10 protein-coding genes are annotated in these 13156 nt (G+C 72.8%); 3 read left to right on the forward strand and 7 right to left on the reverse strand.

Features of this window, described 5'->3' with window-relative positions; translation table 11 throughout:
* Positions 1–112 precede the first annotated feature (112 nt).
* Positions 113–4126 carry a hypothetical protein gene (locus Asi03nite_RS25990; protein ID WP_203683083.1) on the forward strand — a complete coding sequence of 1338 codons (4014 nt, stop codon included), beginning with the start codon at positions 113–115 and terminating at the stop codon, positions 4124–4126.
* Positions 4127–4474: 348 nt separating this feature from the next.
* Here the strand turns inward: Asi03nite_RS25990 and rplI are convergent, their stop codons facing one another.
* The 5 genes from rplI to Asi03nite_RS26015 all read right to left on the reverse strand — a co-directional run bounded on the left by rplI (position 4475) and on the right by Asi03nite_RS26015 (position 7443).
* On the reverse strand, positions 4475–4924 hold the full coding sequence (gene rplI / locus Asi03nite_RS25995; protein WP_203683084.1) for a 50S ribosomal protein L9: 450 nt from the start codon (positions 4922–4924) through the stop codon (positions 4475–4477).
* Between the two features lie 14 nt (positions 4925–4938).
* Positions 4939–5178, reverse strand: a complete 240-nt coding sequence (gene rpsR / locus Asi03nite_RS26000) for a 30S ribosomal protein S18 (protein ID WP_007073789.1) — start codon at positions 5176–5178, stop codon at positions 4939–4941.
* Between the two features lie 36 nt (positions 5179–5214).
* Complete coding sequence (locus tag Asi03nite_RS26005) at positions 5215–5769, reverse strand: single-stranded DNA-binding protein (RefSeq protein ID WP_203683085.1); 555 nt, start codon at positions 5767–5769, stop codon at positions 5215–5217.
* 65 nt (positions 5770–5834) lie between these two features.
* Positions 5835–6125, reverse strand: coding sequence for a 30S ribosomal protein S6 (gene rpsF, locus Asi03nite_RS26010; RefSeq protein ID WP_014448192.1), 291 nt, complete (start codon positions 6123–6125; stop codon positions 5835–5837).
* Between the two features lie 307 nt (positions 6126–6432).
* Positions 6433–7443 (reverse strand): hypothetical protein, encoded by a 1011-nt coding sequence (locus Asi03nite_RS26015; protein ID WP_203683086.1) that lies wholly within the window; start codon positions 7441–7443, stop codon positions 6433–6435.
* 130 nt (positions 7444–7573) lie between these two features.
* On the opposite strand from Asi03nite_RS26015, the gene Asi03nite_RS26020 reads away from it, so the two are divergent.
* Positions 7574–8347 carry a deoxyribonuclease IV gene (locus Asi03nite_RS26020; RefSeq protein ID WP_203683087.1) on the forward strand — a complete coding sequence of 258 codons (774 nt, stop codon included), beginning with the start codon at positions 7574–7576 and terminating at the stop codon, positions 8345–8347.
* A 21-nt stretch (positions 8348–8368) separates the two neighbouring features.
* Positions 8369–11140 (forward strand): hypothetical protein, encoded by a 2772-nt coding sequence (locus tag Asi03nite_RS26025; protein ID WP_203683088.1) that lies wholly within the window; start codon positions 8369–8371, stop codon positions 11138–11140.
* 165 nt (positions 11141–11305) lie between these two features.
* On the opposite strand, the gene Asi03nite_RS26030 is transcribed toward Asi03nite_RS26025, so the two are convergent.
* Complete coding sequence (locus tag Asi03nite_RS26030; RefSeq protein WP_203683089.1) at positions 11306–12823, reverse strand: glycosyltransferase family 87 protein; 1518 nt, start codon at positions 12821–12823, stop codon at positions 11306–11308.
* Between the two features lie 127 nt (positions 12824–12950).
* On the reverse strand, positions 12951–13156 hold a 206-nt coding region (locus Asi03nite_RS26035; protein WP_203683090.1), incomplete at its 5' end, for a hypothetical protein.

A 13156-nucleotide genomic window follows, 5' to 3' on the forward strand; every position in this document is an offset into this window, starting at 1 on the left:
TGGGAAAATACCGGGAAGGGTGAGCAAGCCGTCGCTGTGAGGCGTTGCGGTTCCGTCTCCGGCACGTCACCCTTTTCAGGTGGACCAACGGGAGTGGGACTACGGTGCCCGCATGTCGCGCGACAGGCGCGCTGCGGATGCTTGGCCCACCCCGGAACCGGAGATCGACGAGTCCGAGCCGCGCTGGTCCGCGCTGACCGACACCGGCAGCATGACGCCCAGCCCCGAGGCCCTCACCTGGCAGCGCCGCGCGGACGCGTGGGCGCAGCAGAGCGAGACCGAGCCCTACCCGGGTGGCGGCGGCCAGGCCGTGGAGCCGGCGAACCGTTGGTCGGACGTGGCTTCCACCGGCCGTCCCGCCTTCCCGGCGGACGGCGTCGGCTGGCGCACCCAGACCTCGGAGTGGCGGGCCACCGGCGCGCGCTGGCGACAGACCACCGAGTGGCGCTCGACCACCGGCTCGCACGTCTGGCGCTCGACCACCGAGGCCTGGCAGGGCGACGACTCCGAGACGCCGGACCGCTCGGCCGGCCGGTCCGGCGACCGCACGACCATCGCCGGCACCGCCTGGCCGACGCCCGCGCTGGAGTCCGGCCGGGACAGCTCGTCCAGCTGGTCCCAGACCCCGTCCTGGCAGCGTGACCAGGACTCCGGCCGGGCCGCGACCACCCCTGTCGAGCAGACCTGGAGCACCAGCTCCGGCACGCCGTCCTGGCAGCAGCCGTCCGCGGCGGCCCCGTCCTGGCAGTCCGGCCAGACCCCGTCCTGGCAGCAGCCCGACCGGACACCGTCCTGGCAGCAGCCCTCCTCGCCGGCCCCGTCCTGGCAGCAGCGACCGGCCGATTCCTGGTCGTCGTCCGCGCCGGCCAGCGGCTCGTGGTCGGCGGAGAGCGGCGCCCCGTCGTCGTCCTGGGACACCGGCCGACGCTCCTCCCCCGGGGAGAACACCACAGACGTCACCGGCTGGGACCGTGCCGGCGGCCCCGGCTGGCAGACCGGGCCGCGCGGCGACGGCCAGCACTACGTCCGCGAGGACGACCGGGCCGCCTGGCGCCGCGCCGACGACGAGTGGTCCACCCGCCGCGGCCGCCGCAGAGCGCCCGAGCCCGACGTGCAGCCCTCCGGGGGCACCGGCTGGTCGGGCACCTCCGACGCGGACAACTGGGCCGGGCACACCGACACCGGCAACATCAACGTCGCGCCCGGCTCGCCGGCCCCCGACCCGGGTCCGCCGGCACCCTCCTGGGGCAGCCGGTCCGCCCGCCGGCAGTATGAGGCGGAGCAGCAGGGTTACGGCGAGGCGCCTCGCCGCGGCTACGCCGCGGACCAGAGTTCCGCCTACGGCGAGCGGGGCGGCCAGACCCCGATCCAGTACGGCGTACGCCCCGGCGCGTCCCGCCGCGCCGCCCCCGAGGAGCCCGCGGAGAGTCAGGCGCCCGCCGGTGGCCTGCCCGAGCGGCAGCGCGGCGACGGCAGGAGCTCCCGGCGGCCGCAGCGCTACAACGCCAACCCGACGAACTGGCGCGAGGACACCACCTCCTGGGAGTCGGAACCGGACACCAGCAACTGGACCCGCGACCCGGACACCGGGCAGTGGAGCCGTGCCGAGGACGACCCGCGCGTGCTGGCCTGGCGTGCCGAGGCGGCCCGTCGCGAGCAGCTGAAGAACGCCGGCGGGGAGTCGCCGGGCGAGGCGTCCGGCGCATCCGTCCGGGGTGGCCGGCGCGGTCGCCGCGAGGACGAGCCCACCGGCCCGGTCGGCGGCATGCCCGGTGGGCCGCCGCCGGACGACCCCGGCGCCCGCCCGCGCAGCGCGCTGCCCGCCCAGCGCAGTGCCATCCCGGCCCAGCGCAGCGCCATGCCCGCGCCGCGCAGCGCGATGCCCGCGTCCGGCGGTGGCGCGTGGTCGACCGGCTCGATGCCCGCGCCGGCCGACTCCCGTGGCTCGATGGCGGGCGGGGCTCCGTGGAACGGCGCGGACCAGCCCGAGCCGTCCGCGTCGGGGCGGTTCCGCACGGATCAGTACGAGTCGGGCCGGTACCCGACGCAGCGCAGCGGCCCCCCGGAGGGGTTCGGGAGCGGGCGGGGCGCCCCTGAGTCGTACACAAGCGAAGGCGGCGGACGGCGACGTGCGCCAGAGCCGGAACCAGAAGCCTGGTCCGGCCGTCCGGGCCGCCGGACGGGCGGCCCGGATGACTACCCCGCCGAGGGCTGGCGGCAGGGTCCGTTGCCGCCGCGGCAGAACCCGCCCCGTGAGCTTCCCGCCGGTCGTTCCGGCTGGCCGGAGCCCGATCACGCTCAGCGCGAGCTGCCGGCCGGGCGTTCGTCCTGGTCCGACGAGCGGGACTCCCGGCCGGACGGCCACGGCCAGGCCGGCTCCTGGTCGGACCGCGGGCCACGGCAGCCGGGCGGCTACGGTGCCGAGCCGGGCCGCGGCATGCGGCAGAGCGGTTACGGCGAACCGGAGGCGTGGCGCAACGGCTACGGCGCCGCGGAGGCGGAGCCGTTGCCGGATCGGGGCCCCCGATGGAACGGTTACGGCGAGCCCCAGCCGTGGCAGGAGCGTGGCTCCCGGCAGAACGGCTACGGCGCCGACCAGGGCGAGCGCCCGTCCTGGTCGGACAACCCCCGGGGGAACGGCGCCCGGGAGTTGCCGGCCGGGAGCTCCGGGCGCGAGCCGGCCTACGGCATGCGCGAGCTGCCCGCCGCGCCGCAGCGGCGTGACGAGGGCTATCGCGATCCCCGCGAGCCCGCCTACGGCGAGCCGCAACGCGAGCTTCCCGGTGGTCCCTCCTCCTGGGCCGGCCAGGAGACGCCGGATTACGAGGAGGAGCCGCAGAGGTACGGCGGAGCCCGCCGCCGCGACGACCGTGACGACCCGCCCTACGGGGGTGGCGGCGGCCGGCGTGGCCCCGGACCGTATGACGGCCCGTCCTGGACCGGTGGCGGCCAGGATTCCGGCGGCTACCGCCCGGGTCCCGCCCCGGACGGCTCGGGTTACCGCGGCGGTCCAACCGACCGCGGTTACCGCGCGAGCGCGGAAGGTGCGGCGCCGGTCTCCGGGCCGGCCTCCGGTGGCACCGCCGTGGCCACCGGCGCCCCGGTGCCCGGTGGTGACTGGCGCGCGGAGCTGACCGGCGGCGCCACGGCGAGTGCCGCCGCGCCGGTCTCCGGTTACCGCGCGAGCGCTGCGCCGGTCGGTGACTGGCGTGCCGACCTGACCGGCGGCCAGGCGCCCGGCACGGGTCCTGATGCCAATCAAACGCCCGGCGCTGCCACCGCCGTCGTGACGACCGCGGCGCCCGCCGCCGACTGGCGCGCCGAGTTGAACGGCACCGCGGCCGCGCCCACCTCGAGCGCCGCCGGTTACCGCTCGACCGCCGGCACGGACTGGCGGGCCGACATGGGCGGCGTCCAGGCCCCGGCCGCCGCCCCGGTCTCCGGCAGCACCGGATACCGCGTGACCACCGCCGCGGCGCCCGCCACCGACGACTGGCGACGGGACCTGGCCCGCGAGGCGGTGCCTGTCGACGGCGCGCCGCAGCGCTTCAGCACCTCCGATTTCCCGCCCTTTCGGCCCAGCGGCTCAGCCGCGGTCTCGGGAGGGGAGAACCTGGCGCTGAGCGCCACCTCGGTGATGTCGGCGCCGGTCGCCGCGCCGGGCGCGGCGCCGGAGGAGGACACCTCGTGGCCGCCGCGGCGCGGGGTGAGCAGCGCCCTGCTGGAGAACACCGGGTCGTACGAGCGCCGCCCGGTCAGCAACGGCCTGCTCTCCGGCCGGCAGAGCGACCTGCTCGACCCGGACGAGGAGGACGAGGAGGAATCGTCCAGCAGTCCGCTGGCCGCGGTCGGCTACACGGTCGTCTGGTACGGCGTGCCGGTGGTCCTCTTCGTCATCGGCATCTTCCTGCTGAACGGCGGGCAGCGGGCGCACGCCCTGCAGACGCTCGCGAACGCCGCGCCGGAGTTCGGCATCTCGCTGGCGCTGAGCATCATCGTGGCGTTCGGCCTGCGCTTCGCCACCACGGCCTGGAAGTCCGCGAGTGTCGGCCTGGCCGCGGCGGTCGTGGGCGGTGGGTTGGCCACGGTGCTGAGTTCCGCCATCACCGGCAACAGCCTCAGCTGACCGTCTCCCGCAGCCCAGGGCGCGCAGACGGCGGCGTGCGGGTCGACCTCCATGCGTCGGTCCAGATCAGCCGGCGGCCGACGGCGATCACACGCTGGATCGCAGCGGACGGCGCGGCCGGCAGGGACGCGGGACGGCGGGCGCGAGCCAGCCGGGGCCGTCGGCGGGCGGCGCGGGCCGGCAGCCGCTCTCGGGCGGCGCCGGGGTGGTGCTGATGCGACGCCTGGCGGTGGCGCGGGCGGTCGGCGGTCGGCGGTCGGCGGTCGGCGGTCGGCGGTCGGCGGGGGCAGTGAACACGAACGGCACGCCGGCCGGAGCCGGGCGTGCCGTTGTGCGTGCTGCCAGGACTTACTTGGCGGCGACCACGTTCACCGGGAACGTGGCGGTCACCTCGGGGTGCAGCTTGACCTGGACGTTGTACGAGCCCGTGGTCTTGATGTGACCCGGGAGCTCGAGACGGCGACGGTCCAGCGAGGGGCCGCCAGCGGTCTTGACCGCGTCCACGATCTCGGCCGGGGTGATCGAGCCGAACAGGCGGCCACCGTTGCCGGTGCGCGCGCTCAGCGTGACCTTGAGGCCGGAGAGCTGCTCCTTGACCTCGGTGGCCTGGCCCAGGTCCCGGATCTCGCGGGCCTCGCGGGCCCGCTTGATGACCGCGACCTGCTTCTCGGCGCCCTTGGTCCACTGGATGGCGAAGCCCTGCGGAAGCAGGTAGTTCCGGCCGTAGCCGTTCTTCACCTCGACGATGTCGCCGGGGGTGCCGAGACCCGACACCTCCTGAGTGAGGATGATCTTCATCTGGGTGACCCTCCTCAGCGCGCCGTCGCCGTGTACGGCAGGAGCGCCATCTCGCGGGCGTTCTTGACCGCGCGGGCGATCTGCCGCTGCTGCTGGGAGGTCACGCCGGTGACGCGGCGGGCACGGATCTTGCCGCGGTCGGAGATGAACTTCCGCAGCAGCGCGGTGTCCTTGTAGTCGATGTAGGTGATCCCGTCCTTGTCGAGCGGGTTCACCTTCTTCTTCGGCTTGCGAAGCGCAGCAGCCTTGGCCATTGCTCTTACTCCTGAACTCAAGATAAGCCCGAGGGCTTAGAAGGGAGGCTCGTCGTCGAACGAGGAGTTGTTACCCCCGCCGGAGCGGTTGTTGGAGGCCGGAGCCGCAGTCGCCCAGGGGTCGTCGAAGTCGTTGTTGCTCCGACCGCCGCCGCCCCCGCCGTTGAACTGCTGCCGGTTGCCGCCGCCACCACCGGAGGCGCCGAAACCACCCCCGCCGCCGGAGCGGCTCATCTTCTGCACCTTCGCCGTGGCGTAGCGCAGGGACGGGCCGATCTCGTCGACCTCGAGCTCGTAGACGGTGCGCTTCTCTCCCTCTTTGGTGTCGTACGTCCTCTGGCGCAGCCGGCCCTGCACGATCACCCGAGCACCGCGCTGCAGCGACTCGGAGACGTGCTCGGCGGCGTCACGCCAGATGCTGCACGCGAGGAAGAGTGGCTCGCCGTCTTTCCATTCGCCCGACTGCCGGTCCAGCGTCCGCGGGGTGGACGCGATGCGGAACGAGCAGACCGCCGCTCCCGATTGGGTGAAGCGCAGCTCAGGGTCGTTGGTCAGGTTGCCGACCACCGTGATTACGGTTTCTCCAGCCATGAAACTTCTCCTCGCCGCTCAAGTCGTTGACGCAAAGGGTCTCAGGACCCTCTGACAAAAACGTCTCAGCGGGTCTCGGGACGGATGACCTTGGTCCGCAGGATGGACTCGTTGAGCCGGAGCTGACGGTCCAGCTCGGCCACGGCCTCGGGCGTCGCCTGCAGGTCGACGACCGCGTAGATGCCCTCGGCCTTCTTGTTGATCTCGAACGAGAGCCGGCGACGGCCCCAGACGTCGAGCTTCTCCACCGAGCCTCCCGCGGTCCTGATCACGTTCAGGTACTGGTCGAGCGACGGGGCGACGGTGCGCTCCTCGAGCGAAGGGTCGAGGATCACCATGAGTTCGTAATGACGCAAGACATTCACCTCCTGTGGGCTATACGGCCACGGTCTTTCCGTGGCAGGAGGTCTTGTGCCGATCGCAGAAGAAAACCGTGGGAGACGACCCCGGCAGGGACCGCGCCCACGGCGAACAGTCCGCGAACCGAGCCAGCATACCCAGGTGAGGCGCGATGGCCCAAAACGAAGACCCCGACCGGGCGGGCGGGGTCTCGTGACGCAGAGCCGCGGGGCGTCCGGTCCGGTTCGTTGGGTGGGACCTGGGGAGGAACGACCACACCGATGAGGTGGACGCGGTCGCCCCGCGGAGCCTTCGAAGAAAAGCTTACGCCAGATTTGTCCTGGATGCACGTTGCGACACGATTGCCCGAATAGCCGCGGTCAGCACGCCGACCGCGCAGACCACAGCGGTCAAGCCGAGCAGGCCGATCGGCCGGCCGGTACGCATCGGCCGGATCGCGGCGACCGGCTCCGCGGCGGGGGCGGCCGCCGAGTCCTCGGACCGCGGCGCCGGGGCGGCGGCCGAGCCGGGCGCCACCGGGTCGGTGCCCGCCAGCACGGCGCCGGCCGCGGAGGCCAGGCCGGCGAGCGAAGCGCGGTCCGCCGGCAGCAGGGCTTTGCGCTCGCCGGGCGGCATGCCGGCGAAGGTGGGGTCGGCCGCTCCCGTCGTACGCGGAATCGGGCTCTTGATCTTTTGATCGGCGCCGCTCAGCGGCGTCGCGGGGTCGCCGGTGGTCCGCGTCCGCGCGGTCCGCCGCTCGCCGGCCGGCACCCGGAGCACCCGGGACGAGTCCGGCGCGCGGCGGTCCGGCCGGGTGCGCTGCGCCCCGCCGCCCGGCAGCGTCGAGCCGGCGGTCGACGCCTGCCCGGCCGCGCCCGCGACGATCGCCGGCAGCATGGCTACGCCGGAACCGCTCGGCTGCGGGTCGGCCAGCGACGCCGAGCCGGAGGGCACCGCGGTGATCATCACCGGCACCGGCGTCTCCGTGCCCGCGCAGTCCGGCGTGAGCAGCACCCGCGTGACGCCGCGGCGGAAGAGCACCTCGGCGGCGCCGTCCTCCGGGACCGTGCCCTTCGGCTTGCCGCCCAGCTCCAGGCGGGCGTCGTGGCCGGTGCGGTTGATCACGTGCAGGGTGCTGCCGGCCGGCACCGTCATCCGCTCGACGCTGGGCCGGGAGTCGCAGGACAGACCGAGCATCCCGCCGTCGAAGGTCACCCGCCGGTCACCCGGCTCGAGCTGGCCGGCGCTGGCCGTGCCGTTGGCGAGCAGCGGCACGCCGAAGATCAGGCCGCTGGCCGCCAGCGCCGCCATCCGGTATCGGAACTGCCGCGACATGCGTGTCTCCCCGCTTCGCCGCCGGCCGTGACCGGCAATCGGTCAAACGTGATCGATGGTGCTAACGACGCGGATCGGACACCGGTGACGCTCGCCGGAAAGTGTCGGAGGGGCGTCGTAGGCTCGTCCCATGCGCATCGGAGCCCATGTCGATTCCGCCGACCCGCTGGCCGAGGCCGCCGCCCGCGGCGCCGAGGTGGTGCAGTTCTTCCTGGCCGACCCGCAGTCCTACAAGAACCCGGTCCCGCGCGAGGACGTCGAGCGGCTGCGCGCCTCCGAGGTCGACGTCTTCATCCACGCGCCGTATCGGTTGAACGTCGCCTCGCCGAACAACCGCATCCGCATCCCCAGCCGCAAGCTGCTCATGACGCACGCCCGGGCCGCCGCCGAGGTCGGCGCGAAAGGCTTGATCGTGCACGGTGGCCACGTCGAGGGCGGGGATCTCGCGGCCGGCTTCGCGAACTGGCGGAAGGCCTTCGAGTACGCGGAGAACGACGGCGGGCTCCCGCTCCCGATCCTGATCGAGAACACCGCGGGCGGGGACAACGCGTGCGCCCGGCGCTTCGACAACCTGGCCCGGCTGTGGGACGCCGTCGGCGAGTTCGGGGCGGGCTTCTGCCTGGACACCTGTCACGCCTTCGCGGGCGGCGAGGATCTCGTCGGCATCGTCGACCGGGTCAAGGCGATAACCGGGCGAATCGACCTGATCCATGCGAACGACTCGAAGGGTGGATTCGACTCGGGCCAGGACCGGCACGACAACCTGGGGAATGGGAAGATCGACCCCGAGTTGGTGGTCGCCGCCATCCGCGCCTCCGGAGCCCCGGCCATTGTGGAGACTCCGGGCGGGGTGAAGGGACAGAGCGCCGACATCGCCCTGCTGCGCGAGCGGTCGGGCGCCTGACGTACTGGGCCGGGGAGGGTCATGACCGAGCAGCCGCAACCGCTCGCCAGTGACGGCGTGGATGCGCCGGCTCAGAAGGAGCCGGGGAGGAAGCGGCGGCTCGGGGTCTTCGGGTCCAAGCGGGCGGGCAACGAGGACGGCTCCTCCGCACCGGGCAAGTCGGGAAAGTCCGGTGCCGCCGAGGGCGCCGGGAAGAAAGTTGGCACGGTCGAGGCCGGGCGGACCGAAAGCGGTAAGGCCGGGGCCGTGGAGGCGGACAAGCCTGCTTCGGTGCGCAGCGGTTCGGACCTGACCGAGAAGGCGGCGTCCGGGGGCGAGCAGGCCGTTCCCGGACAAAAGGCCGTTTCAGCAGCGCCGGGTGACGGGATCGGGAAGGGTTCCGGCAACTCCGGCGCGGAGAAGGACGAGGCGGCCAAAGCCGACGCCGCCGGCAAGAGCGACGCGGCCGGCAAGAGCGACGCCGCCGGCAAGAGCGACGCGGGGGCCCCACCAGGGACGGAGTCTGCCGGGAGAACGAAGCGGAAGCGCAAGGAGCTGCCGGAGACACGGCCGCCGGGAGCGCCGATGGACCCCTGGACCGCGTTCGCGATCACCGAAGCGGAGAAGCCGCCCGGACGGATCCGGCGGGGCCTGCGGGCCTTCGGGCGAAGGCTCGTCCACGAGTACTCGCTGGCGGTGTACCTTTCCGCGATCTTCGCGGTCGGGCTGACCTGGCCGACTCTGCGGTATCCGCTGCACACGCTGCCGCAGGATCTCGCGGACCCGTCCCGCCAGGCCTGGCAGGTCGCCTGGCTGGGGCACGTGCTGCGCACCAATCCGGTCAAGCTCTGGCAGAGCAACGCCTACTTCCCGACCACCGACAGCCTTGCGTACGGCGACAGCCTGCTCGGATACGCCCCCGCCGGGCTCTTCGGCACCGGGCCGGAAGCGGCCGTGCTGCGGTACAACATCCTCTTCGTGCTGGCACACGCGCTGCTGCTGTTCGGCGCCTACGCCCTGGTCCGCCAGCTCGGCGCCCGCCCGACCGGAGCCGCGGTGGCGGCCGCCGCGTTCGCGTTCGCGCCCTGGCGCCTGGCTCAGGAAGGTCACCTCGACATCGTGTCGGCGGGCGCGATTCCGCTCGCCCTGGCGCTGCTGGCCCGGGGACACGGCTGGTCGATCCGGTACGGATTCCGGCCCGGTCACCGCAACGCCTGGTGGGCCGCGCTCGGCTGGCTGGTGGCGATCTGGCAGATCAGTCTGGGGTTCTCGCTCGGCGTCCCGTTCGCGTACGTGCTCGGGGCCATCGTGCTGTTCCTGCTGGTGGCCGTGCCGATCCGGCGGCTCCTGCAGTGGCGGCGGGAGAAGCGCCGCAAGGCCCGGCCGAGCAAGGCGGAAGCCGCCAAAACGGAGCCGGCCAAAACGGAGCCGGCCAAGACCGAGCCGGCCAAGACCGAGCCGGCCAAGACCGAGCCGGCCAAAACGGAGCCGGACGAAGCCGAGCCCGGTAGAACCGAAGCGGCCAAAGCGCCGGCCGGCAAGACGGAGCCCGCTCAGAGCGCGCCGGACAAGGCTCAGATCAACAACGCTGAAGTAATCAAGCCGGAGCCCGGCAAAAAGGAAGAGCCGAACAAAAAGGAAGAGCCCAGCAAGAAGGAGGCGGCCGAGAAGCCCGCCGACAAGAAGGACGCGGCCGAGACGAAGGACACCGCCGAGAAGCAGGACACCGCCGGGGAAGCCGCGGGCAAGAAGAGTGACAAGCCCGAGAAGGCCGAGAAAGCCAAAAAGCCAGGAAAGCCCCGGAAGCCACGCCGGGAGAGCCGCGCGGTCCTCGGCTGGCCGCTCCTGCTCGCCGACTTCCTCGGCGTCCTCTTCCTGGCCGGCGTCGGCGCCATCCTCGCCATCCCGTACCTGCGGGTGCCCGACTCGCCCACCCGCGGCACCGAGATCGACTTCTTCTCCCCGCCGCTGCAGAGCCTGCTGATCGGCCCGGCCGAGTCGCGCATCTGGGGGGCCGCGCACGCCACCCCGCGCGCCTCGCTCGGCTGGGCCGCCGAGATGTCCCTGCTCCCCGGCTTCATGCTGTACGCGCTCGCGCTTGCCGGCCTGCTCTTCTCGATCTGGCGCTGGCGGCAGCGCCTGTTCCTGATCCTGGGCCTGGCCGTCGCCGTGATCCTCACCCTGGGCACCACGTTCTTCGACGGCCGCTGGACCTACCTGCCGCTCTTCGGACATCTGCCGGCCTCGTTCGACCAGCGCGTCCCGGGCCGCCTGATGCTCTGGACGACTCTGCTGCTGGCGATCCTGGCGGCCGGCGCCGTCGACGAGTTCGTCCGGCGCGCCGAACAGTTCGCCGCCCAGCGCACGCCACCCTGGCCGGGCCCGTGGCTGCGCCTGGCCACCCTGCTGCCGCTGCTGCTGGTGCTCCTGGAGGGCTGGAACGCGACGGCCCACCCGGTGACGCCGATCCAGCCGGCCGCGCTGCGCACCGTGGGCGGCCCGATGCTGGTGCTGCCAACCGATCCGCTCAGCGATCAGACCGTGCAGCTCTGGACCACCTCGCGCTACCAGCAGGTGACCAACGGCGGGGGCAACGTCGCCGTGGCGCGTCAGGCCGAGATGCGCCAGAAGGTGACCTCGTTCCCGGACGTCACGAGCATCGAGTACCTGCGCTCGCTCGGCGTGAACACCGTCCTGCTGATCCGGTCAGGGGTTGCGAACACGCCCTGGGAGCAGGCCGGCGACATGCCGGTGGACACGCTCGGCATCACCCGCGAGGACCTGACCGACGCGGTGGTGTTCCACCTGAACTGAGGCCCACCGCCGTACCGCCGAATCGGTGCCAACCGGCACCGAGGCGAACCGCGAGCGGGAAGCGAGCGGGAAGCGAGCGGGAAGCGAGCGGGAAGCGAGCGGGAAGCGAGCGGGAAGCGAGCGGGAAGCGAGCGGGGCACACCGGATGGTGTGCCCCGCCGCGTCTCAGATCTTCACGATCACCGGCTCGTCCGGCGGCGCCCCCACAGTGCCCGGCGTCGGCCGGCCGACGCCGAACGACCACCGCAGCCGCTGCACCCACCCGGCGTCCGGGCCGGACAGCGGGCCCGCGTCCGGGTCCTCGCCGCCGTAGCTGCGCCGGACCACGTCCAGTTCGGGCCGCCAGATCTCCCGCACCACCAGCCCGCACAGCACCGCCACGGTGATCAGCCGCAGGCTGGACGCCAGCACGAAGGTGCCCTCCGGGATCACCGGCTTGCCGCCCGCGCCGATCAGCTCGGCGTAGAACGCGGCGAAGTACCCGATCTCGGCGACCGTCCAGGCGATCACCGCGCCCCACTTGGGCCGGGCCAGCACGATCAGCGGCAGCAGCCAGAGCACGTACTGCTGGGACCAGACCTTGCTGGAGATCAGGAAGAACGCCACGACCAGGAACGCGAGCTGGCCCAGACGCGGCGGCTTCGGCGCGAGCAGGCCCAGCCCCACCAGGAACAGGCAGCCCAGGCCGAAGAGCGCGTACGTCACGTAGTTGAGCGTCGGGATGTGGTCGCTGAGCCACTGGAACGGCCCCTGGTCACCGGCCGCGCCGCTCTTCCACTTGCCGTCCAGGTACCGCCCGATGTACCACAGCGTGCCCCAGTCGACCGGCCGCGTCGAGTTCAGCCGGAAGAACCTGAGCCAGGCCTCGTGGTGCCAGAACCAGACCGGGAAGTTGACCACCGCCCAGGTGATCGTGGTGCCCAGCGCGGCGCTCACCCACGGCCGGATCCGGCCGGAGCGCAACGCCAGCACCAGCAGTGGGCCGAGGATGAAAAGCGGCCACAGTTTGGCCGCCGCGCCGAGCCCCAGAAACACCCCGGCCCAGACCGGCCGGCGGCGCACCCACAGGTAGAGCCCGACCGCGGCGAAACCGATGGCCAGGAAGTCCCAGTTGACCGTCGCGGTGACCAGCAGGACCGGCGAGAGCGCGAAGATCGCCGCGTCCCAGGGGCGCCGGCGGCGCAGGGCCAGGATCACCGCGGCGGTGGCGACCGCAAGCAGCGAGAGCACCAGCGCGTTGGCGTTGTAGAACCAGGTGCCCTGGTTGATGCTCGGATCCTGCTTGGTGCCCCACCAGTGCACGGGCAGGCCGAGCGCGCCCATGAAGTAGCCGGTGACGACCGGGTACTCCACCTCGTGGTCGACGTAGGGCACCGCGCCGTCGTTGAGCCCCTCGGCGTAGTACAGGGCCAGCACGTCGGTGTAGCAGAACCGGGTGTACTGCACGTTCTTCTGCCAGTCGCCGCTCATGCAGGGCGACTTCTGTACCCAGGAGAGCGCCAGGATCAGGCAGGTGAGGGCCAGGACGAGCCGCGGGGCGGTCCAGAACCGGTTGGGCCGGGCGTCTGGGCGGGTCGCGTGCGAGCCGAGCGGCCCGCCGATGAATTGCGACAGTCCCCGCACGAAGCCGTCCGAGGTCGCGCTCGGGACGTCGGGCCGGTCGGTGGACGGTTGCGCGCTCATGTCTTGGCATCATGCCGCATGAACCTCGAAGATCGGACGCCACCCGTACGCGGCACACCGATCGAAACCGGATGAAAAGACGGCGCCCACCCTCGATGAGGTGGGCGCCGTCCTGGCCGGGTCGGGATCAGCCGTCGGTGCCGCCGGTCGCGCCCTGAGTGGTCGAACCGTTGTTCTGGTTCGTACCGCCGGTGTTGCCGTTGTTGTTCCCGCCGTTGTTGCCGGGGCCGCCGTTGTTGTTGCCAGGACCGCCGTTGTTGCCCGGGCCGCCGTTGTTGTTCCCGCCGCCGTTGTTGTTGCCAGGACCGCCGTTGTTGCCCGGGCCGCCGTTGT

This window comes from Actinoplanes siamensis, from assembly GCF_016862395.1.
In the GTDB taxonomy this organism is placed as follows: domain Bacteria; phylum Actinomycetota; class Actinomycetes; order Mycobacteriales; family Micromonosporaceae; genus Actinoplanes; species Actinoplanes siamensis.

Coding starts and splice junctions, on each gene's coding strand:
- rpsR (WP_007073789.1), bottom strand. CDS start 5,178: ATGGCCAAGGCTGCTGCGCTTCGCAAGCCGAAGAAGAAGGTGAACCCG.
- rplI (WP_203683084.1), bottom strand. CDS start 4,924: ATGAAGATCATCCTCACTCAGGAGGTGTCGGGTCTCGGCACCCCCGGC.
- Asi03nite_RS26005 (WP_203683085.1), bottom strand. CDS start 5,769: ATGGCTGGAGAAACCGTAATCACGGTGGTCGGCAACCTGACCAACGAC.
- Asi03nite_RS26025 (WP_203683088.1), top strand. CDS start 8,369: ATGACCGAGCAGCCGCAACCGCTCGCCAGTGACGGCGTGGATGCGCCG.
- Asi03nite_RS25990 (WP_203683083.1), top strand. CDS start 113: ATGTCGCGCGACAGGCGCGCTGCGGATGCTTGGCCCACCCCGGAACCG.
- Asi03nite_RS26015 (WP_203683086.1), bottom strand. CDS start 7,443: ATGTCGCGGCAGTTCCGATACCGGATGGCGGCGCTGGCGGCCAGCGGC.
- Asi03nite_RS26030 (WP_203683089.1), bottom strand. CDS start 12,823: ATGAGCGCGCAACCGTCCACCGACCGGCCCGACGTCCCGAGCGCGACC.
- Asi03nite_RS26020 (WP_203683087.1), top strand. CDS start 7,574: ATGCGCATCGGAGCCCATGTCGATTCCGCCGACCCGCTGGCCGAGGCC.